Raw genomic sequence first — 21,258 nt, 5'->3', positions numbered from 1 at the left:
GTGCCCCTGCCATGCTCCCCCCATGTCCGATCCGACGCGCGTGTTCGACGATCTGCGTGAGGAGGGCGAGGAACTCGACCGGCTGGTAGCCGAGTTGGGCCCGGAGGACTGGGCCCTCGAGACTCCCGCCGCACGCTGGACCGTCGCCCATCAGATCGCCCACCTGGCCTGGACCGACCACTCCGCCCTGCTAGCCGTGACGGATCAGGAAGCGTTCCGCGGGCTCGTGGAGAAGGCGCTGGCCGCTCCCTCGACGTTCGTGGACGACGGGGCGGCGGAAGGGGCCGCGAAGGCACCCGGCCGGCTTCTCGACGACTGGCGGGCCGGGCGGGCGGCCCTGTTGGACGCCCTGTACGCCGCACCCACGGGGACTCGTTTCCCTTGGTACGGGCCGCCCATGTCGGGTGCGTCCATGGCCACCGGGCGCCTCATGGAGACCTGGGCCCACGGGCAGGATGTCGCCGATGCGGTGGGCGTGGTGCGGCCGCCCACGGATCGGCTTCGGCATGTGGTCCGCATCGGTGTACGGGCCCGGGACTTCGCCTTCGGTGTGCACGGGCTTCCCGCGCCGGGTGAAGAGTTCCGGGTCGAACTCCGCGCCCCGTCAGGGGAGTTGTGGAGCTACGGCCCCGACGACGCCCCGCAGCGCGTCACCGGCCCCGCTCTCGACTTCTGTCTCCTCGTCACCCAGCGCGCCCACCGCGCCGACCTCGCCATGGAGGCGACGGGCCCCGACGCCGACCGGTGGCTCGACATCGCTCAGGCCTTCGCGGGGCCGGCCGGCACCGGGCGACCGCCGAAGGGAGGCAGGCCATGAGCCCCACCGTCGCCCCTCTTCGGATCGGGAACGCCTCCGGCTTCTACGGCGACCGGTTCGACGCCCTGCGCGAGATGCTCACCGGAGGACAGCTGGACGTCCTCACCGGCGACTATCTCGCCGAGTTGACCATGCTCATCCTCGGGCGGGACCGGCTGAAGGACCCCGGCGCCGGGTATGCCCGCACCTTCCTCCGGCAGCTGGAGGAGTGTCTCGGGCTCGCCCATGAGCGCGGGGTGCGGATCGTCACCAACGCCGGGGGGCTGAACCCGGCCGGACTCGCCGACGCCGTAAGGAAGTTGGCCGATCGGCTCGGGGTTCCCGTGCGCGTCGCGCATGTCGAGGGGGACGATCTCGCCGCCCGGTATCCGGATGCCCTGGCCGCGCATGCCTACCTCGGTGGGTTCGGGATCGCCGCCTGTCTTGAGGCGGGCGCCGACATCGTGGTCACCGGGCGCGTGACCGACGCCGCGCTCGTCACCGGGCCCGCTGCCGCGCACTTCGGATGGGGGGCCGAGGACTACGACCGGCTCGCGGGTGCCGTCGTCGCCGGGCATGTGCTGGAGTGCGGGACCCAGGCGACCGGCGGCAACTACGCCTTCTTCACCGAGCACCCGCCCGAGAAGCTCCGGCGGCCCGGCTTCCCGCTGGCCGAGGTGTACGAGGACGGTTCCTCCGTCGTCACAAAACACCCCGGTACAGGGGGAGTTGTCGACGTCGGCACCGTCACCGCCCAGCTTCTCTACGAGACGCACGGCGCCCGGTACCCCGGACCCGACGTCACCGCTCGGCTCGACACCGTCCGGCTGAGCGGGGACGGTGACGATCGGGTCCGTATCGACGGGGTGCGCGGGGAAGCGCCCCCCGCCACCCTCAAGGTCGGGCTCAACCGGCTGGGCGGGTTCCGCAACGAGGTCGCCTTCGTGCTCACGGGGCTGGACATCGAGCGCAAGGCCACCCTCGTGCGGGAGCAGCTGGACCTCGTGCTCCGCGACGCCAAGTCCCGGCCGTCCGAGGTCCGTTGGGATCTCGCCCGGACCGATCACGCCGATGCCCCCACCGAGGAGACCGCCAGCGCGCTGCTGCGGCTCGTCGTGCGGGACGCCGATCAGGATGTTGTCGGGCGGTCCCTGAGCGCCGCCGCCGTCGAGCTCGCGCTCGCCAGTTACCCCGGCTTCCATGTGCTGACCCCACCTGGAAAGGGAGCGCCCTATGGCGTCTTCGATGATGTGTACGTCCCCCATGGTGCCGTCGACCATGTGGCCGTCCTCCACGACGGGCGCCGGATCGCTGTGGCCCCGGCCCACGACACCCTCGTACTGGAAGACGTTCCGGAACCGGCCCTCCCCGAGCCTCCGCCGGACGGGCCCACGGCGCGGGCGCCCCTTGGTCTGGTCGCCGGGGCCCGCAGCGGGGACAAGGGAGGGAACGCCAATGTGGGGGTCTGGGCGCGTACGGATGAGGCGTGGCGTTGGCTCGCCCATGCGCTGACCGTCGAGCGGTTCAGGCAACTGCTGCCGGAGACCGCCGAGTTGGAGGTCACCCGGCATGTGCTGCCCAACCTCCGCGCCCTCGACTTCGTCGTCGTGGGGATCCTCGGCGAGGGTGTCGCCGCTCAGCATCGTTTCGATCCGCAGGCCAAGGCCCTTGGGGAATGGCTGCGGTCCCGTCGTCTGGACATACCGGAGGTCCTCCTGTGACCGTCCTCCCGACCGCCCTGGACACCAACGGTCCCGACTACGCCGCCCACCGCGAGGCCATGCTCGCCAAGCTCGCCGACCTCGACGCCGAGCACGCGAAGGCCCTCGCGGGCGGCGGGCCGAAGTATGTCGAACGGCACCGCAAGCGCGGCAAGTTGCTCGCCCGTGAGCGGATCGAGCTGCTCCTCGATCCCGACACGCCCTTCCTCGAACTCTCCCCGCTCGCCGCCTGGGGCAGCGACTACGCGGTCGGCGCCTCCCTCGTCACCGGCATCGGGGTGGTGGAGGGCGTGGAGTGCCTGATCACCGCCAACGACCCGACCGTGCGCGGCGGAGCCAGCAATCCCTGGTCGCTGAAGAAGGCCCTGCGGGCCAACGACATCGCCCTCGCCAACCGGCTGCCCTGCATCAGCCTCGTCGAGTCCGGGGGTGCCGATCTGCCGTCCCAGAAGGAGATCTTCATCCCCGGGGGCGCCATCTTCCGTGATCTGACCCGGCTTTCGGCCGCCGGCATCCCGACGATCGCCGTCGTCTTCGGCAACTCCACCGCCGGCGGCGCCTACATCCCCGGCATGTCCGACCACGTGATCATGGTCAAGGAACGCGCGAAGGTGTTCCTCGGCGGCCCGCCGCTCGTGAAGATGGCCACCGGCGAGGAGAGCGACGACGAGTCCCTCGGCGGCGCCGAGATGCACGCCCGCGTCTCGGGCCTCGCGGACCACTTCGCCGTGGACGAGCAGGACGCGCTGCGGCAGGCGCGCCGCGTCGTCGCCCGCCTCAACCACCGCAAGGCGTACGGCGATCCGGGCCCGGCCGAGCCCCCCAAGTACGACGAGGACGAGCTGCTCGGCATCGTCCCGGGGGACCTCAAGACCCCCTTCGATCCCCGCGAGGTCGTCGCCCGTCTCGTCGACGCCTCCGACTTCGACGAGTTCAAGCCCCTCTACGGCACGAGCCTGGTGACGGGTTGGGCGGCTCTGCACGGCTATCCGGTCGGCATCCTGGCCAACGCCCAAGGCGTCCTCTTCAGCCAGGAGTCCCAAAAAGCCGCCCAGTTCATCCAGTTGGCCAACCAGCGCGACATCCCGCTGCTCTTCCTGCACAACACCACCGGCTACATGGTCGGCAAGGAGTACGAGCAGGGCGGCATCATCAAACACGGCGCGATGATGATCAACGCCGTCAGCAACAGCCGCGTACCGCACCTCTCCGTCCTCATGGGCGCCTCGTACGGCGCCGGGCACTACGGCATGTGCGGCCGCGCCTACGACCCCCGCTTCCTGTTCGCCTGGCCCAGCGCCAAGTCCGCCGTCATGGGCCCCCAGCAGCTCGCCGGGGTGCTCTCGATCGTCGCCCGGCAGTCGGCCGCGGCGAAGGGGCAGCCCTACGACGACGACGCGGACGCGGCGCTGCGCGCCATGGTGGAGCAGCAGATCGAGTCCGAGTCCCTGCCGAAGTTCCTGTCGGGGCGGCTGTACGACGACGGCGTCATCGACCCGCGCGACACCCGCACCGTCCTCGGCCTGTGCCTGTCCGCCCTCCACACCGCGCCCTACGAGGGCGCGCGCGGTGGCTTCGGCGTCTTCCGGATGTGAGGGATCACGTGATTTCGACAGTACTGGTCGCCAACCGGGGCGAGATCGCCTGCCGGGTCTTCCGTACCTGCCGTGAACTGGGCATCCGTACGGTCGCCGTGCACTCGGACGCCGACGAGCACGCGCTGCACACCCGCCTGGCCGACGCGGCGGTACGGCTGCCGGGGTCGACACCCCAGGAGACCTATCTGCGCGGGGAGTCGATCGTGAAGGCGGCCGTCGCGGCAGGCGCCGACGCCGTCCACCCCGGCTACGGCTTCCTCTCCGAGAACGCCGACTTCGCCTGCGCCGTCCTCGCCGCCGGCCTGGTCTGGATCGGCCCCCCGCCCGAGGCGATCGAGGCCATGGCCTCCAAGACCCGCGCCAAGCACCTCATGGGCATCCCCTCCCTGGACCACGTCACCGAGAACGACCTCCCGGTCCTGGTGAAGGCGGCGGCGGGCGGCGGCGGTCGCGGCATGCGAGTCGTACGACAACTCGCCGACCTGGACTCCGAGTTGACGGCCGCCCGCGCCGAGGCGACCAGCGCCTTCGGCGACGGCGAGGTCTTCGTCGAGCCCTACGTCGAGGGCGGCCGGCACGTCGAGGTGCAGATCCTCGCCGACACCCACGGCACGGTCTGGTCCCTCGGCACCCGGGACTGCTCCCTCCAGCGCCGCCACCAGAAGGTGATCGAGGAGTCCCCGGCACCGGGCCTCACCGACCAACTGGCCCAAGAACTAAGCGAGTTGGCCATCCGCGCCGCCCGGGCGGTCGCCTACGAGGGCGCCGGCACCGTCGAGTTCCTCATCTCCCCCGACAACAAGGCCCACTTCCTGGAGATGAACACCCGCCTCCAGGTCGAACACCCCGTCACAGAAGCCGTGTTCGGCATCGACCTGGTGGCCCTGCAACTACGCGTCGCGGAGGGCGAGCCCCTCGACAGCGACCCCCCGCGCCCGCAAGGCCACGCCATTGAGGCCCGCCTCTACGCGGAGGACCCGGCGACCGACTGGACCCCCCAGACCGGCACCCTGCACCGCCTCGCCGTCCCCAACGGCGTCCGCCTGGACACGGGTTACACCGACGGCGACGAGATCGGCGTCCACTACGACCCCATGCTCGCCAAGGTCATAGCCCACGCCCCCACCCGCGCCGAGGCCCTCCGCAAACTCGCCGGAGCCCTGGACCGGGCGACGATCCACGGCCCCATCACCAACCGCGCCCTCCTCGTCAACTCCCTGCGCCACAAGGAGTTCACGACGGCCCACATGGACACGGGCTTCTACGACCGCCACCTTCCGGACCTCACCCACCAGACCCCCGACCCGCACGCCCCCCTCGCGGCAGCCCTGGCGGACACCCACGGTCGCTCCCGCTTCGGGGGAGCCTGGCGCAACGTCCCGTCCCAGCCCCAACTGAAGCGCTACGCCATGGCAGGCGAGGAGCACGAGGTCCACTACCGCCACACGCGGACGGGCCTGACGGCGGACGGGGTGCGCGTAGTGCACGCGGACGCGCGCCGAGTCGTACTCGAAGTGGACGGCGTGCAGCGGAAGTTCGAGGTCGCGAGCTACGGCGACGACCAGGTGTACGTGAACGCGACGACCCTGACAGCCCTGCCCCGCTTCCCCGACCCGACAGCCCAACTGGCCCCCGGCTCCCTCGTCGCCCCCATGCCCGGCACGGTGGTGAGAGTCGCCGAGGGTCTGACGGTGGGAGCCCAAGTGACAGCGGGCGCGCCCCTGTTGTGGCTGGAGGCCATGAAGATGGAACACAAGATCACTGCCCCGGTCACGGGCAGACTCACGGTCCTCCACGCCGGTTTGGGCCACCAGGTGCAGGTCGGAGCTCTGTTGGCGGTGGTAGAGCCCACCTGAAAGGGCCCGGGACTGTATCGACAGGCGGCTACCGCCGCGCGAGCGCGACCAGCCATGACGAGGGAGTCACATGCCCACCACCGAAACCGAAGAACACAAGGCCCTGCGCCAAGCCGTCTCCGCCCTGGGCAAACGCCACGGCCGCACCTACGACAGGGAGCAGCTCTGGTCCGAGGCGGCCAAGCTCGGCTACCTGGGCGTCAACCTCCCGGAGGAATACGGCGGCGGAGGAGGTGGCATCTCCGAACTCTCCATCGTCCTGGAGGAGTTGGGCGCGGCCGGCTGCCCTCTGCTGATGATGGTCGTCTCGCCGGCGATCTGCGGCACGGTCATCGCCCGCTTCGGCACAGAGGCCCAGAAACAGACCTGGCTCCCCGCGCTGGCCGACGGCACCCGAACCATGGCGTTCGGCATCACGGAACCGGACGCGGGCTCCAACAGCCACCGCATCACCACCACGGCAAGAAAAGACGGCACGGACTGGCTCCTCACCGGCCGCAAGGTCTTCATCTCCGGCGTGGACCTGGCCGACGCGACCCTGATAGTCGGCCGCACGGAGGACTCCCGAACCGGCCGCCTCAAGCCCTGCCTGTTCATAGTCCCGCGAGAGGCACAGGGTTTCACCCGCCGCCGGATAGACATGGAACTCCAGGCGACGGAGAAGCAGTTCGAACTGACCCTGGACGACGTACGACTCCCGGCGGACGCCCTGGTCGGAGACGAGGACGCGGGCCTGCTGCAGCTCTTCGCCGGTCTCAACCCCGAACGCATCATGACCGCCGCCTTCGCGATCGGCATGGGCCGCTTCGCCCTGGCCCGAGCGATCGAGTACGCCCGCGACCGCACCGTGTGGGACGCCCCGATCGGCGCCCACCAGGCGATCGCGCACCCCCTCGCCCAGGCCCACATCGACCTCGAACTGGCCCGCCTGATGATGCAGAAGGCGGCATACCTCTACGACGCCGGAGACGACGTCGGCGCGGGCGAGGCCGCCAACATGGCCAAGTACGCGGCCGGTGAGGCGTGCGTGCGGGCCGTGGACCAGTCCGTGCACACCCTCGGCGGCAACGGCCTCACGCGCGAGTTCGGGCTCGCCTCGCTGATAACCGCCGCGCGCGTGGCTCGTATTGCTCCGGTGAGCCGGGAGATGATTCTCAACTACGTCTCCCACCAGACCCTGGGCCTGCCCAAGTCGTACTAGCCCCAAGCCAGTACAGGCCCGCGCCAGTCCGCGCCAGGAGGAACCATGTTCCGCAGCGAGTACGCAGACGTTCCGGCCGTAGAACTGCCCATCCATGACGCGGTGTTGGCCCGGGCGGCCGAGTTCGGGGACGAACCCGCGCTGGTCGACGGCACGGACGGCACCACGCTCACGTACACCCAACTCGACGCGTTCCACCGGCGGATCGCGGCCGGCCTCGCGGACGCGGGGGTGCGCAAGGGGGACGTGCTCGCCCTGCACAGCCCCAACACGGTCGCTTTCCCCCTGGCGTTCTACGCCGCGACGCGCGCGGGTGCCTCCGTCACGACGGTGCACCCGCTCGCCACGCCGGAGGAGTTCGCCAAACAGCTGCGGGACTCCGAGGCCCGCTGGATCGTGACCCTGTCGCCGCTGCTCGCCGCGGCCCGCCGGGCGGCCGAACTCGCGGGCGGCGTCGAGGAGATATTCGTCTGCGACAGCGCGCCCGGCCACCGCTCCCTCGCCGACATGCTCGGCTCCACGGCCCACGAGCCGGTCGTCGACATCGACCCCGCGACGGACGTGGCGGCCCTCCCGTACTCCTCGGGCACGACGGGCACCCCCAAGGGCGTGATGCTCACGCACCGTCAAATAGCCACGAACCTGGCCCAGTTGGAGCCCGCGGTCCCGACCGGCCCCGGCGACCGCATCCTCGCCGTGCTGCCCTTCTTCCACATCTACGGCCTGACGGCCCTGATGAACGCCCCCCTGAGGCAGGGCGCGGCGGTCGTGGTCCTCCCGCGCTTCGACCTGGAGCCCTTCCTCGCGGCCATCGAGAACCACCGCATCACCGGCCTCTACGTGGCCCCGCCGATCGTTCTGGCCCTGGCCAAGCACCCGGCGGTCGCGCAGTACGACCTCTCGTCCCTCAAATACATCATCAGCGCCGCCGCCCCCCTCGACGCGCACCTCGCCGCCGCCTGCTCACAGCGGCTGGGCCTGCCGCCCGTGGGCCAGGCGTACGGCATGACGGAACTCTCCCCGGGCACCCACGTGGTGCCCGTACGGGACATGCCCACGGCGCCCCCGGGAACCGTCGGCAAGCTCATCGCCGGCACCGAGATGCGGGTCGTCTCCCTGGACGACCCCGACAAGGACCTCGGCGTCGGTGAGGCGGGCGAACTCCTCATCCGTGGGCCCCAGGTGATGAAGGGCTACCTCGGCCGCCCCGACGAGACCGCCGCGATGATCGACCCGGACGGCTGGCTGCACACCGGGGACGTCGGCCATGTGGACGACGGCGGCTGGCTGTTCGTCGTCGACCGGGTGAAGGAACTCATCAAGTACAAGGGCTTCCAGGTCGCCCCCGCCGAACTGGAGGCCCTGCTGCTCACCCACCCCGGCATCGCCGACGCGGCCGTCGTGGGCGAGTACAACGACGACAACAACGAAGTGCCGCACGCCTATGTGGTCCGCCAGCAGACGGCCCTGGACCTCTCGCAGAGCGAGGTCCTGATGTACGTCGCCGAACGCGTCGCCCCGTACAAACGCGTCCGCATCGTCACCTTCATCGACACCGTCCCCCGAGCCGCCTCCGGCAAGATCCTCCGCCGGGAACTGCGAGGCCGCGCATGACCCTGATCGGACGTACCCGCACCCGTGGCGTCGAGACCCTGAGCCTCGACGCACCCGAGACCAGGAACGCGCTGTCGGCGTCGCTGGTAAGCGAGTTGGCGGACGCGCTCACGGACTGCGCGAAGGACGCCGACGTACGCGCGATCGTCCTCACCCACACCGGCAACACCTTCTGCGCGGGCGCGGACCTGCGGGATCCCCCGCCCCCGGAGTCCCTGGTGGCCCTGCTCCGCCAGATCGTCGAACTCCCCAAGCCGGTCGTCGCCCGGGTGACGGGCCACGTAAGGGCAGGCGGCGTAGGCCTGTTGGCGGCCTGCGACATGGCGGCGGCGTCGACCGCGTCAGCCACCTTCGCGTTCACGGAGGTACGCATCGGGGTGGCCCCGGCGGTGATCTCCCTCCCGCTGCTGCCCCGCACGGACCCGCGCGCACTGGCCCGCTACTACCTCACCGGCGAGCGCTTCGACGCGACGGAAGCGACCCGTACGGGTCTGCTGACGGCGGCGGGAGAGGACGTGGACGAGGTACTGGCCCCGATCCTCGACGGCCTGCGCCGGTCCGCTCCCGAGGCCCTGGCCGAGACGAAACGGCTGCTCACGGCTAGGGTGCTGGAGACCTTCGACCGGGACGCGGCCGACCTGACCGCGCTCTCGGCACGGCTGTTCGGCTCCGCGCAGGCCCGCGAGGGGATGACAGCATTCCTCGAACGACGGGATCCCGCATGGGTGGTGTGAGCGCGACGACGGCGCCGGGCGGGGTCGACCGCAGACCCAAGCAGGACCGCAGCAGGGCCACCCGCCAGCGCCTCCTGGAAGCCGCCGTGTCCTGCCTCGCCGAACACGGCTGGGCGGGCTCCACGGTCTCCGTCGTCGCCGAACGCGCCGGCGTCTCCCGAGGCGCCGCCCAACACCACTTCCCGACCCGCGAGGACCTCTTCACGGCAGCCGTCGAGTACGTGGCCGAGGAACGCTCCACGGCCCTCCGCGCCCTGTTCCCCGAGGGCGCGACAGACCGCCACGCCGTACTCGAAGCCCTGGTCGACCTCTACACGGGCCCCCTGTTCCGAGCCGCCCTCCACCTCTGGGTAGCCGCCTCCAACGAGGAGCAACTCCGCCCCCAGGTAACAGAGTTGGAGGCGAAGGTGGGCCGCGAGACCCACCGCATCGCCGTCGAACTACTGGCCGCGGACGAGTCCCACCCCGGTGTAAGAGAAACAGTCCAGGGCTTCCTGGACATGGCAAGGGGCCTGGGCCTGGCCAACCTGCTCACTGATGACAGGGCAAGGAGGGAGAGGGTCATAGCCCAATGGGCAGCCCTCCTGGAACACGCCCTGGGGGAACCCACCTAGGGGCGCGGGGCTGTATCGATGTGCGGCTCCGCCGCGTGGGCGCGACCAGCCACATCCGCCCCGCACTCGCCCACGCACCCCCAGCCCCTCCTCAGTGGGCGATATCCGCATACCCGACGATCGACTGAGGCCCACGAGACTCCGGCCCCACATACCGAGCAGACGGCCGCACAAGCCGCCCCGTCCGCTTCTGCTCAAGAATGTGCGCCGACCACCCCGCCGTACGCGCACACGTGAACATCGACGTGAACATATGCGCCGGCACCTCGGCGAAGTCCAGCACGATCGCCGCCCAGAACTCGACGTTGGTCGCCAGCACCCGATCAGGCCGCCGCGCGTGCAACTCCGCAAGCGCCGCCTTCTCCAACGCCTCGGCGATCTCGAACCGCGGCGCCCCCAACTCCCGCGCGGTACGCCGCAGTACACGGGCCCGGGGATCCTCGGCCCGGTACACCCGGTGCCCGAACCCCATCAACCGCTCACCCTTGTCCAGCGCCTGCCGCACATACGCCTCGGCATCCCCGGTCCGCTCGATCTCCTCGATCATCCCGAGCACCCGGGACGGCGCACCCCCGTGCAGGGGACCGGACATGGCCCCGACCGCCCCGGACAGCGCGGCAGCGACATCGGCCCCGGTGGAGGCGATGACCCGGGCCGTGAACGTGGACGCGTTCATCCCGTGCTCGGCAGCGGACGTCCAGTACGCGTCGACGGCGGCGACGTGCTTCGGGTCCGGCTCCCCGCGCCACCGGATCATGAACCGCTCGACAACGGACTGCGCCTTGTCGATCTCGCTCTGCGGCACCATCGCCCGCCCCTGCCCGCGCGCGGACTGCGCGACGTACGACAGTGCCATCACGGCCGCCCGGGCGAGGTCGTCGCGGGCCTGCTGCTCGTCGATGTCGAGGAGCGGCTTGAGGCCCCACACGGGCGCCAGCATGGCCAGCGCGGACTGGACGTCGACCCGGATGTCCCCGGAGTGCACCGGGATCGGGAACGGCTCGGCGGGCGGCAGCCCGGGGTTGAAGGCGCCGTCGACGAGCAGCCCCCAGACGTTGCCGAACGAGACGTGACCGACCAGATCCTCGATGTCGACGCCCCGGTACCGCAGGGCGCCGCCTTCCTTGTCCGGTTCGGCGATCTCCGTCTCGAACGCGACGACTCCTTCGAGTCCGGGAACAAAGGAGGGGTCGAAGTCGGACATCAGGCGGCTCCTCATGCTGTGGCTCCACGGTCGCGGGGGACTCGCGGGCCGAAGGTAGAGACATCAGCACCATAACGCCGAGTGCCATACAAGGGGAGGGTGTACGGCACTCAGTGCCACCAGAACGCGCGACCGTACCCGGCCTTGAGGTGTCGTACGGCAGGATGACCGCGTGACCGACCGCGATGCCACCGCCGACCGTGATCCCCGCCTCGACCCCGCCGCGATGCGCAAGCAGTACCGCGTGGCAGGGCTCGACGAGAAGGAGCTGGCCGGCCGCCCGATGGAACAGTTCGGCCGCTGGTTCGAGGAGGCGGTCGTACAGGGACTCGTCTACGAGCCGAACGCCATGGTCGTCTCCACGGCCGACGCCGACGGCCGCCCCAGCTCGCGCACGGTCCTCATGAAGCACTACGACGACCAGGGCTTCGTCTTCTACACGAACTACGACTCCCGCAAGGCCCGCGAACTCGGCGCCAACCCCTACGTCTCGCTGCTCTTCCCCTGGCACCCGATGGCCCGCCAGGTCCTGGTCACCGGCATCGCCCGCCGCACCGGCCGCGACGAGACCGCCGCGTACTTCCGCACCCGCCCGCACGGCTCCCAGCTCGGCGCCTGGGCCAGCACCCAGTCCTCGGTGATCCCCTCACGGGTCGAACTGGAGTCGTCGTACGAGGAGTTGGCGGCCCGCTATCCCGAGGGCGAGCAGGTGCCGGTCCCGCCGCACTGGGGCGGTTTCCGCATCGCTCCTCAGGCGGTCGAGTTCTGGCAGGGCCGGGAGAACCGCCTCCACGACCGCCTCCGGTACACCGCCCAGCCGTCCGGCAGCTGGCATGTGGAGCGCCTGAGCCCCTGACGTGCGGCACCCGGGAAACGCAGCGACCCGCGAGCTCAGGTCCCTCCGCCTGACGGCGGGGGAGCCGGCCGGACGTACCGGCGAGCTCGCGGGTCGGGTGACTGCGTTGGGTTAGGCCGGTTGCGTGCAACTCTCACACGCTGGTCCGGCGCCGAACCGAGTACGACGGCGGGCCACTAGCCCGCAGCCACCTCTTCCGTCCGGTTTCCATACATCTGCCGAACCACCTCCTTTCCGAAGTACCGCCACCCTAAGAACCCTCCGCCGCAGGATCAACCGCTTTTACGAGCCCTGAACGCACTGGACGCGAACCCGCTGGTCACCTAGGTTCCGGCCCATGACCGACCTGCGCATCGAGCTGGTGGAACCGGACGCGGAGCACGCGCTCCAGGACTGGCGCCACGTCCACAACCTGATCGTGCCGCCCGCCGCGATGGACCTCGACGAGGTCCGCGACCGGAGCGGGCGGAACAGGCTGGAGAACGCGTACCTGGGGGACACCCTCGTGGGCTGCTCCACCGTGCGGCCCCCTCAGGGGGAGGACGCGGTGGCGACCGTCATCGCGCGCGTGCTGCCCCGGTTCCGACGCCAGGGTCACGGGACCGCCCTCTACGACAACGGCCTCGCACACGCGCGTGCGCTCGGCGCCGGCGCGGTCGAGACCGTCCTCCTGGCCGCCAACACCGACGGCGTGCGGTTCGCGGAGGGCCGCGGGTTCGTGGAGACCGAGCGGTATGTGCTGGACGGCGAGAGCGACTTGTGGATCACTATGCGATTGGCGTAGGGACGGTTTGCCGTCGTACAACGATTCCTTCAATCTTGCGGGAACTCGGTGTGTGCTGCGTCACGTTCGAGTTGAATGAGGGGGAGTGAGTGAACCGACGCGTCGTGTCCGCGGACGCAGCCTGCAGGGGGTCCAGGTGAGTGCTTCCCGGCGTAGTGGGACCACCGACGAGTTGGGTCCCGACGAGCCCGAGCGGGACGGCGGGCCCGAGGGCGTCGGTGGGTCGGATCTGTTGGCCGCGTTGCTCGACGGCATGGACGCGGCACTGTGTGCCTTCGACGCGGACGGGGTGCTGACGCACTGGAACCGCGAGGCGGAGCGCATCCTCGGCTGGACCGCCGCCGAGGCCGTCGGGCGGCACGGGCTGGCCGGCTGGGCCGTCCGCACGGCGGACGCCGAGGAGGTCGAGGCGCGGCTGATGTCCGCGATGCAGGCCCCCGGGAGGCAGGTCAACGAATTCGCCCTTCTCACGAAGGACGGCGGGCGCGTGCTGGTGCGGACCCAGTCCGCCGCCGTGCGCGGACCCGACGGGAAGCCCGCCGGGGTCTACTGCGCCTTCAGCGAAGTGCATGCCCAGATCGACCTGGAGCGGTCGATCGCCCTGAGCGAGGCCCTCTTCGAGGACGCCTCCTGGGGCGTGGTCCTGGTCGACGCCGACCTGCGGCCCGCCGTCGTCAACTCGCATGCCGCGCGGGCGCTCGGCACCGGGCGCACCTCCGTCCTCGGCCGTCCCCTCGGCGAACTGCTCGCCCAGGGCGTCGAGGAGCTGGAGGCCGCCCTCACCCACGTGCTCGCCGAGGGCGCGCCGCCCGCGCCCGCGGAGATCTGGGTGAGCGTGAGGACCCCGGAGGGCAACCTGCGGCGCTGCTGGCGCAGCGGGTTCCTGCGGCTGGCCTCGCCGCTCACCGAGGAGCCCGTGCCGCTCGGCGTCGGCTGGCTCTTCCAGGACGTCACCGAGGCCAAACAGCTCGAACAGGAAGCCTCGTTGCTCCGCTTCCGCGCCCAGCAGCTCCACCGCGCCGCCCGTGCCGCCGCCGAGTGCGAGGACCCGCGCGACGCGGCGACCGTCCACCTCGACTTCGCCCTCGCCGGCTTCGCCGACCACGCCCTCGTCGACCGGGTCGCGGGCGGATCGTTGAACGATGGTGAGGGCCTACGGAACGGCACGACAGCCGTACGCCTCATCCGCGTCGCCGCCACGCCCACGGGAGCGCCCGGTCCCAGCCTCCTCAGCGGCGCGGCCGGTCTGCCCGTGCGCTACGGAGAGGGCCATCCTGCCCTCCAGTGCGTCGATCGCGTCGGCTCCGTACGGGCCAGCATCGGCACCGCCCCGCCCGAGCAGGCCCGCGAGTGGGCCCGCGTCCGCCAGTGGCCCACGGACGCCGTGCACGCCCTGTGCGCGGTCCTGCGCAGCCGGGGGCGGACCCTGGGCGTCGTGACGTTCCTGCGGGGCGCGGGGCGCAGCCAGTTCGAACGGTCCGACTCGATCTACGCCGAGGACGTCGCCGTACGGATCGCGGCGGCGCTGGATCTCGCGGAGCGGATCGGCGAGAAGTGAGCGGGCGGCCAGGCCGAGGGCCCGCTCAGCGGCCGGGGAAGAGCACCCGGCGGCCGTAGAAGAGGCTGCTCAGTACTGGTAGAAGATCCGGTCGCGGTACTCCTCGAAGACGCGGCCGTTCCACTCGTGGCCGCCGTCGACGTTCCCGGAGCGCAGCAGGGGCGGCTCGATGCCGCGGTCGGCCAGGGTCGCGGCCGCCGTTGCCATGACCGCCTGGAGGAGGGCCGTGGTGACGGCCGTGGAGGCGGGGGCGAAGGGGGCCGGGATGGTGTCGAGGGTGAGTTCCGCGTCACCGATCGCGATCTTCGAGTCGAGGACGACGTCGCAGTGGTCCTTGAGGTACGTCCCCGAGGTGTGCCGTGAGGTCGTCTCCGAGGCGTACGCCACCGACGTCACGCCGATGACCCGCACGCCCAGGGAGCGGGCCTTCATCGCCATCTCCACGGGGAGCGCGTTCCGCCCCGACAGCGAGATGATCACCAGGGCGTCGCCCTCCCGCAGCGGCGAGGTCTCCAGGACCACGCTCGCGAGGCCGTCGACGCGCTCCAGGGCGGAGCCCAGCGTGGCCGGCATGACATCGACGCCGACGACTCCGGGAACCGTGAGCAGGTTCATCAGGGCGAGCCCGCCCGCGCGGTAGACGACGTCCTGGGCCGCGAGCGAGGAGTGCCCGGCGCCGAACGCGAACAGGCGCCCGCCCCCGGCCACGGTGTCCGCGAGGAGCGTGCCGGCCGCCCGGACGGGCTCGGCCTCTTCGTCGCGGACCCGCTGGAGCAGGGTGATCGCGGCGTCGAAGAACTGGCCGGCCGGCGTACGGTCGCTCATGCGGAAGCCTCCTCGGTGAGGGTGTGTCGCGGATCACCGTGCGGTCTGGACCATCGGGATGTCAATACGGCGACCATGGCGATCCCGGCCGCCGCGGAGCCCGTGCCGGGCCCGCCGCGGAGCAGGCGCGGAGCACCCTGGGAGGGGTGCCGAGGGCGGCCGTGACCGGCCGGTTTCGGCGGCGCGGCACGGTTGTCAGTGGTATGCGTCAGAATTGAGTCCAGGGCCAGCGCACGCGCCGCGGAGCCGTCGAGCTTCGGGCAGAGGTAATCGAGGGGCACGTATGTCCGGACTGATCGACACCACGGAGATGTATCTCCGCACCATCCTCGAGCTGGAGGAGGAAGGTGTGGTCCCCATGCGCGCCCGCATCGCCGAGCGGCTCGACCAGAGCGGGCCCACGGTGAGCCAGACGGTGGCGCGCATGGAGCGCGACGGCCTGGTGGCCGTGGCCAGCGACCGCCACCTGGAGCTGACCGACGAGGGCCGTCGGCTCGCCACCCGCGTGATGCGCAAGCACCGGCTCGCCGAGTGTCTGCTCGTCGACGTGATCGGCCTGGAGTGGGAGCAGGTGCACGCCGAGGCCTGCCGCTGGGAGCACGTGATGAGCGAGGCTGTGGAGCGCCGCGTCCTGGAGCTGCTGCGCCACCCCACGGAGTCGCCGTACGGCAACCCGATCCCCGGCCTCGAGGAGCTGGGCGAGAAGGACGGCGCGGACCCGTTCCTGGACGAGGGCATGGTCTCGCTGGCCGACCTCGACCCGGGAGTCGACGGCAAGACCGTCGTCGTACGGCGGATCGGCGAGCCCATCCAGACGGACGCCCAGCTGATGTACACGCTGCGCCGCGCGGGCGTGCAGCCCGGCTCGGTGGTGAGTGTGACGGAGTCGGCGGGCGGGGTGCTGGTGGGCAGCGGCGGCGAGGCGGCCGAGCTGGAGTCGGAGATCGCGTCGCACGTGTTCGTCGCCAAGCGCTGAGCTGCGGCTCGTCCAACTCCTGGGGCGCGACGGGTAGTTGCGGCATCGCGGCGGGGCCGTCGGCGATCCCGGCGAATCCAGGATTCAGTGCGCCGAATCGCAGCGCTCGGACGTTTCGCGTGCCAGGCTGTCGCGTGAGGCATATGACCGTGAGGGGGCGGGAGGATGTGCCGAAGACGTGGAGAGGGCCCCGGCGCCGCACGGCGCCGGGGCCTGTCCTCCCCTGTGCTGACCCGGAGCCCCGAGCTCTCAAGGTCATTCCCCTCGGACCGTTTTCCCCGAGCGGTCCGCCTCCCGCAGAAGATCTCCCCTCGGCGGCGGCGATCATTCCTGGCGCCGGGTCACTCGAACGAGGGGTGTTGCGGCCGCGGACGGCATTTTCGAATTCGTATTCGATAACCTGCGGGGGATGAAACGCGCGGGGCGTGCGCTGTAGGAAGAAACACGGCACCCGGCGCGCGGCGGGGGAGCAGGGCAGCGGTCAGAAGCGCGGAACGAGGGCAGAAGAGGAGAGACACAAGCACCGAGCAACGGCACAAGCGGCAGAGCGTGGTTCACAGGACCGGGGGCTCGAAGCGGGAGCGAGCGGTCCGTGCGGAGCTAGGGGGGTGCCAGGACCAATGGCGCGGCGCATCGACGTGACCGGAGCAGGCGGCGTACGCCTGGCCGCATGGGAGTTCGCGGACCCGCCCAAGTCGGGGGAGATCGAGCGAGCACCCGGAGTTCTCTTACTGCACGGCCTGATGGGCCGTGCCTCGCACTGGGCGTCCACCGCCCGCTGGCTCTCCGAACGGCACCGTGCCGTCGCACTCGACCAGCGCGGCCACGGCCGCAGCGAGAAGCCGCCGCGGGCGGCCTTCACCCGCGAGGCCTACGTCGAGGACGCGGAGGCCGCGCTGGAGCAGCTCGGGCTCGCGCCGGTCGTCCTCATCGGCCATGCGATGGGTGCGCTGACGGCGTGGCAGCTCGCGGCGAAACGGCCCGATCTGGTGCGGGGGTTGATCATCTGCGACATGCGGGCGTCCGCGCTGGGCGCGGCCTCGCAGCGGGAGTGGGCCGACTGGTTCAAGTCGTGGCCCGTTCCCTTCGCCACGCTCGCGGACGTCCGCAAGTGGTTCGGCGAGGACGATCCGTGGGTGGAGCGGCCCCATCCCTCACGGGGGGAGTTCTACGCCGAGGTCATGCAGGAGTCCGCCGACGGGTGGCGGCCGGTGTTCGAGCCCGAGCAGATGCTGAAGTCCCGGGAGACGTGGGTGTACGACGCGCACTGGGAGGAGCTGGCGCAGGTGCAGTGTCCCGCGCTGGTGGTGCGGGGGCTGGACGGGGAGTTGGGGCGGGCTGAGGCGCAGGAGATGGTGCGGGTGCTTCCGCGGGGGGAGTACGCGGAGGTGGCTGATGCCGGGCATCTTGTGCACTATGACCAGCCGGTGGCCTGGCGGGCGGCTATTGAGCCGTTTCTTGACGGGGTGCTGGTGTGAGATCGCCTAGGGGGGTGGGGGGTCTGTCGGGGGGCGGGTGCGGGTGCGCTGTGGCTGGTCGCGCCCACGCGGCGGAGCCGCACATCGACACAGCACCGCGCCCCTGAGGGGAGTGCCCTGCCCGGTGCTTGGAAGTCACCCCTTGCTGACCGCCGCCAGGATTTCCGGGAGGCGTCTTGCTGTTCCGGGGGCTGCCAGGCGTAGGCCCGCGTAGGTCAGGGCCGCTCCGTATGCCGCCCCTGCGGGCAGCAGTGCCCAGCTCCATTGGTCGCCGTCCGCGCTGACGTTCGCCCAGATGGTGAGGGCGATGACGGGGGAGCAGAGGAGGGCCGCGGAGATCATGCCGCCGAAGATGGAGATCCAGGCGAGGCCGGCCTGGCCGGGGGCGACGTTCTTGTGGGTGCCCTGGGGGATGGAGTAGGGGAAGCGGGCCGAGGTCCAGGCGCCGGTGGCGAGCATCGCGCCGAGGAGGGCGAAGGACAGGCCGAGGACCTCGGGGAGCCGGTGCCAGTCGCCGAGCAGCGCTGTCGTCAGGATGGTCACGAGCGCCGTGTACGGCAGGGTGATCACCAGCAACGCCAGTGCGCGTGCCCGGAGTTCGACATAGGCGTCCCGGGTCGTGGAGATCGTCATCGCGACCATCCAGAACGCGGACGTGTCCTGGCCGAACTGGTTGTACATCTGGATGCCGAGCATCCCGGCCGCGAAGCACGCGAAGTACACCGAGCCGGTGCCCTGCAACGCGTTGAACACCGGCACGATCAGACCGATCGCCAGTGACGTCACCCAAGCCGCCTTGGTCTTGGGGTCGCGCCACACGTACCGCAGGCTGCGTTCCATGACCGTCCCCGTGCGGCCCGAGGGGAGGAGGCGGGAGAGTCCTCCTGCGGATGCCTTCTCCTTCGCCGCCGGTTCCGCGGACTGGATCGTCGAGCCGTCCGGTGCCGTCATCAGCTTGGTCAGGCTGCCGGACCAGAGGGCGACCAGGGCCGCCAACGCGGCCACGGACAGCACGAGTTGGGCGGCTGCCAGGCCGTAGGAACCCTTGCTCACCGAGTCCACCGCGCCGACCGCCGTCGCCGGTGGCACCCAGCGCAACACCTCTGCCGCCGGGTCGAGTTGGGACAGGCCGTTCGAACCGAGGTGCTGCACACCGAAGTTGACCACCTGCGCGCCGACCGCGATCACCAGCCCGCTCAGCACCGCGAGGTCGCGGCCCTTGCGGCTGGTCAGCAGGCGGATGTTGGCGGCGGCGACCGCCCGGGCGAGGGCCACGCAGATCAGCAGCGCGAGGGCGACCGCCACCACCGCGGTGACGTAGGCGGCGGCGCCGTGCGCGACCGCGATCACCGAACCGAGCAGCAGCACCAGCGTGAACACCGGCCCGATGCCCACCAGCGAGGCCGCCAGCAGCGCCCGTACGAGGGGCTGGGGCCGAAGGGGCAGCATCACCAGGCGAGTTGGATCGAGGGTCTCGTCGCCGGAGGGGAAGAACAGCGGCATCACCGCCCAGCCCAGCCCCAGTACGGCGACGAGGAGGACGACCACGGAGACCGCGCTCGCGTCCCCGCGCAGCGCGATCAGCCCGATCAGCTGGAGCGCGGCGATCAGCAGCGCCACGACCGCCGACGCGACGTACGCGGCCCGGCGGCCACCGGACTGCCGGAGGCCGTTGCGGAGCAGGGACAGCTTCAGGCGGACGACGACCGGGGTGATCGAGGCGGGTGCCGTGGTGTCGGTCATCGGGTGCCGCCGCCCAGCCAGTCGAGGTCGGAACCGTGGTCGCGGGCGCCGGCGCCGACGAGTTCGAGGAACGCCTGCTGGAGCGTGGGGGATTCACCGCGGACCTCGGCGAGCGTGCCCTGTGCGCGGATGCGGCCGGCGGCCATCACGGCGACCCAGTCGCAGAGGGACTCGACGAGTTCCATGACGTGGGAGGAGAAGACGACGGTGGCGCCGGAGGCGGTGTAGCGCTCCAGGACGCCCCGGATGGTCTGCGCGGAGACCGGGTCGACGCCCTCGAACGGCTCGTCCAGGAAGAGGACTTCGGGGTTGTGGAGGAGAGCGGCGGCGAGCCCGATCTTCTTGCGCATACCGGTCGAGTAGTCGACGACCAGCTTGTGCTGGGCCCCGGCCAGGTCGAGCACGTCGAGGAGTTGAGTGGCCCGCTTGTCGACCTCGGCACCGGGCAGCCCCCGCAACCGCCCGCTGTACGCGAGGAGTTCACGCCCGGACAGCCGCTCGAAGAGCCGCAGCCCCTCCGGCAGCACCCCGATCCGCGCCTTCACGGCCACGGGGTCCTGCCACACGTCGTGCCCGACGACCGCGACGCTCCCCTGATCGGGCCGCAACAACCCGGTCACCATGGAGAGGGTGGTGGTCTTCCCGGCCCCATTGGGCCCGACCAGCCCGATGAACTTCCCCGCAGGCAGCTCAAGATCGATCCCGGCGACAGCAACCTGCTGCCCGAACCGCTTCCAGAGCCCACGCACACTCACAGCCGACGTCATGCCGTGCAGCCTACGGTCAGGTGCCCCACCCAAGGGGCGCGGGGAACTGCGCGACCAGCCCCCACCGAACCCGCACTCGCGCGACTACCGATCCCTCCCACACGCATAGGCGAGCGGCGAGATCAACTCCTCCGCATCCGGCAACCACCGATTCGCCGCAGTCGGCCGACAGGCCCACTGCACAGCCCCCCGGGACCCGAACCGCGTAGGCGGCGCAGCCACATACGCACCCTCACCCAGCACCACCAGATCAAGAGAAGCAGGCGCCCACCCGATCCGCCGCACCAGATCCGGCACCTTCACCGAAGCCCCGGGAAGAACGAAGAACTCCATCCGCCGTGCGGGCGTCAACGTCACAGGCCCCAGCGTCAGTTCCATCCGCTCCATCCGGGCGAGCGCGAGAAACCCCGAACTCTCCGGGACGGAAATCGCGTCGAACGTCCGCCCCGTGGGCAGCAGAATCGAGGACGCCGGCTGCTTCTGCCACATCCGCCGCGCGACCGTCGCACTGCCCGTCGCCTGGGTCGCCCAGTCCTCACGCGCCGGGTGTGCGCCGGGTGCGGCGCACGCGGTGTCGCCACAGGAGCAGTGCTGCACCCCGTCGACGGCTTCCAGCCAGGTGCCGGGGAAGACGTCCCAGTGGCGCTCCTCGGCGTAGCGTACGGCTGTCTCCAGCAGCGATTCCCCGCGCTGCTTCGGAATCTGAGCGGCTTCGGTGCCCGCGATCGTCTCTTCCACGCCCAACACAACTCCCGCACCCACCTGGAGTTACGGGGGTAGCGCGCGCGGGGGAGGGGCATCGATTCCGCAACTGGGGCGCATGGAGGCATGTGCGGGGGCGCGCGGGAGGAACGACGGCGGTAGCTGGGTAGCCACGTGTGGGGCGGGCACCAGCTTTTACCCCGGCATTCTTCGCATGCTTCGCATTTTCGC

General features: G+C 71.0%; 18 protein-coding genes. 13 read left to right on the top strand and 5 right to left on the bottom strand.

Annotation, left to right across the window (positions count from 1 at the left end):
- Window positions 1–22 precede the first annotated feature (22 nt).
- From OHT77_RS20360 to OHT77_RS20325, 8 genes are all read left to right on the top strand, one after another.
- Window positions 23–817 (top strand): TIGR03084 family metal-binding protein, encoded by a 795-nt coding sequence (locus OHT77_RS20360; protein WP_328829977.1) that lies wholly within the window; start codon window positions 23–25, stop codon window positions 815–817.
- On the top strand, window positions 814–2,517 hold the full coding sequence (locus tag OHT77_RS20355) for an acyclic terpene utilization AtuA family protein (RefSeq protein ID WP_328829975.1): 1,704 nt from the start codon (window positions 814–816) through the stop codon (window positions 2,515–2,517). Before OHT77_RS20360 ends, OHT77_RS20355 begins: the two co-directional genes overlap by 4 nt.
- Entirely contained in the window at window positions 2,514–4,112 is a 1,599-nt protein-coding gene (locus OHT77_RS20350) for an acyl-CoA carboxylase subunit beta (RefSeq protein ID WP_328829974.1), read from the top strand. The genes OHT77_RS20355 and OHT77_RS20350 overlap by 4 nt, the downstream gene beginning before the upstream one ends.
- A gap of 8 nt (window positions 4,113–4,120) precedes the next feature.
- Window positions 4,121–5,971 carry an acetyl/propionyl/methylcrotonyl-CoA carboxylase subunit alpha gene (locus OHT77_RS20345; RefSeq protein ID WP_328829973.1) on the top strand — a complete coding sequence of 617 codons (1,851 nt, stop codon included), beginning with the start codon at window positions 4,121–4,123 and terminating at the stop codon, window positions 5,969–5,971.
- Between the two features lie 70 nt (window positions 5,972–6,041).
- Window positions 6,042–7,172, top strand: coding sequence for an acyl-CoA dehydrogenase family protein (locus OHT77_RS20340; RefSeq protein WP_328829972.1), 1,131 nt, complete (start codon window positions 6,042–6,044; stop codon window positions 7,170–7,172).
- A gap of 45 nt (window positions 7,173–7,217) precedes the next feature.
- Window positions 7,218–8,786 (top strand): 4-coumarate--CoA ligase family protein, encoded by a 1,569-nt coding sequence (locus OHT77_RS20335; protein ID WP_328829971.1) that lies wholly within the window; start codon window positions 7,218–7,220, stop codon window positions 8,784–8,786.
- Window positions 8,783–9,520: an enoyl-CoA hydratase family protein gene (locus OHT77_RS20330; RefSeq protein WP_328829969.1), complete on the top strand. Its 738-nt coding sequence runs from the start codon at window positions 8,783–8,785 to the stop codon at window positions 9,518–9,520. Before OHT77_RS20335 ends, OHT77_RS20330 begins: the two co-directional genes overlap by 4 nt.
- Complete coding sequence (locus OHT77_RS20325; RefSeq protein WP_328829967.1) at window positions 9,508–10,134, top strand: TetR/AcrR family transcriptional regulator; 627 nt, start codon at window positions 9,508–9,510, stop codon at window positions 10,132–10,134. The genes OHT77_RS20330 and OHT77_RS20325 overlap by 13 nt, the downstream gene beginning before the upstream one ends.
- Window positions 10,135–10,225: 91 nt before the next feature.
- Here OHT77_RS20325 and OHT77_RS20320 read toward each other — a convergent pair whose 3' ends face one another.
- Complete coding sequence (locus OHT77_RS20320; protein WP_266771263.1) at window positions 10,226–11,338, bottom strand: citrate synthase 2; 1,113 nt, start codon at window positions 11,336–11,338, stop codon at window positions 10,226–10,228.
- Window positions 11,339–11,510: 172 nt separating this feature from the next.
- Here OHT77_RS20320 and pdxH point away from each other — a divergent pair, with 172 nt between their 5' ends.
- The 3 genes from pdxH to OHT77_RS20305 all read left to right on the top strand — a co-directional run bounded on the left by pdxH (window position 11,511) and on the right by OHT77_RS20305 (window position 14,536).
- The gene (gene pdxH, locus OHT77_RS20315) at window positions 11,511–12,194 is read left to right on the top strand and encodes a pyridoxamine 5'-phosphate oxidase (protein ID WP_405880445.1); all 684 of its coding nucleotides are present in this window, start codon (window positions 11,511–11,513) and stop codon (window positions 12,192–12,194) included.
- A gap of 337 nt (window positions 12,195–12,531) precedes the next feature.
- Window positions 12,532–12,978, top strand: a complete 447-nt coding sequence (locus tag OHT77_RS20310) for a GNAT family N-acetyltransferase (protein ID WP_328829965.1) — start codon at window positions 12,532–12,534, stop codon at window positions 12,976–12,978.
- Window positions 12,979–13,114: 136 nt separating this feature from the next.
- Complete coding sequence (locus tag OHT77_RS20305) at window positions 13,115–14,536, top strand: PAS domain-containing protein (protein WP_328829964.1); 1,422 nt, start codon at window positions 13,115–13,117, stop codon at window positions 14,534–14,536.
- A 69-nt stretch (window positions 14,537–14,605) separates the two neighbouring features.
- Here OHT77_RS20305 and OHT77_RS20300 read toward each other — a convergent pair whose 3' ends face one another.
- On the bottom strand, window positions 14,606–15,361 hold the full coding sequence (locus OHT77_RS20300; RefSeq protein ID WP_328829963.1) for an SIS domain-containing protein: 756 nt from the start codon (window positions 15,359–15,361) through the stop codon (window positions 14,606–14,608).
- 283 nt (window positions 15,362–15,644) lie between these two features.
- On the opposite strand from OHT77_RS20300, the gene OHT77_RS20295 reads away from it, so the two are divergent.
- On the top strand, window positions 15,645–16,337 hold the full coding sequence (locus tag OHT77_RS20295; protein ID WP_019057324.1) for a metal-dependent transcriptional regulator: 693 nt from the start codon (window positions 15,645–15,647) through the stop codon (window positions 16,335–16,337).
- Window positions 16,338–16,957: 620 nt separating this feature from the next.
- Window positions 16,958–17,815, top strand: a complete 858-nt coding sequence (locus tag OHT77_RS20290) for an alpha/beta fold hydrolase (RefSeq protein WP_328829962.1) — start codon at window positions 16,958–16,960, stop codon at window positions 17,813–17,815.
- Window positions 17,816–17,950: 135 nt separating this feature from the next.
- Here OHT77_RS20290 and OHT77_RS20285 read toward each other — a convergent pair whose 3' ends face one another.
- From OHT77_RS20285 to OHT77_RS20275, 3 genes are all read right to left on the bottom strand, one after another.
- Entirely contained in the window at window positions 17,951–19,558 is a 1,608-nt protein-coding gene (locus tag OHT77_RS20285) for a transporter (RefSeq protein ID WP_328829961.1), read from the bottom strand.
- A complete protein-coding gene (locus OHT77_RS20280) occupies window positions 19,555–20,325 on the bottom strand; it encodes an ABC transporter ATP-binding protein (RefSeq protein ID WP_328829960.1) in 771 nt (256 codons plus the stop codon). The genes OHT77_RS20285 and OHT77_RS20280 overlap by 4 nt, the downstream gene beginning before the upstream one ends.
- A gap of 84 nt (window positions 20,326–20,409) precedes the next feature.
- Window positions 20,410–21,072: a bifunctional DNA primase/polymerase gene (locus OHT77_RS20275; RefSeq protein WP_328829959.1), complete on the bottom strand. Its 663-nt coding sequence runs from the start codon at window positions 21,070–21,072 to the stop codon at window positions 20,410–20,412.
- Window positions 21,073–21,258 lie beyond the last annotated feature (186 nt).

The sequence above is a fragment of the Streptomyces sp. NBC_00252 genome (assembly GCF_036187565.1).
Lineage (GTDB): Bacteria > Actinomycetota > Actinomycetes > Streptomycetales > Streptomycetaceae > Streptomyces.
This window is presented reverse-complemented; position numbering and strand designations above follow the sequence as displayed.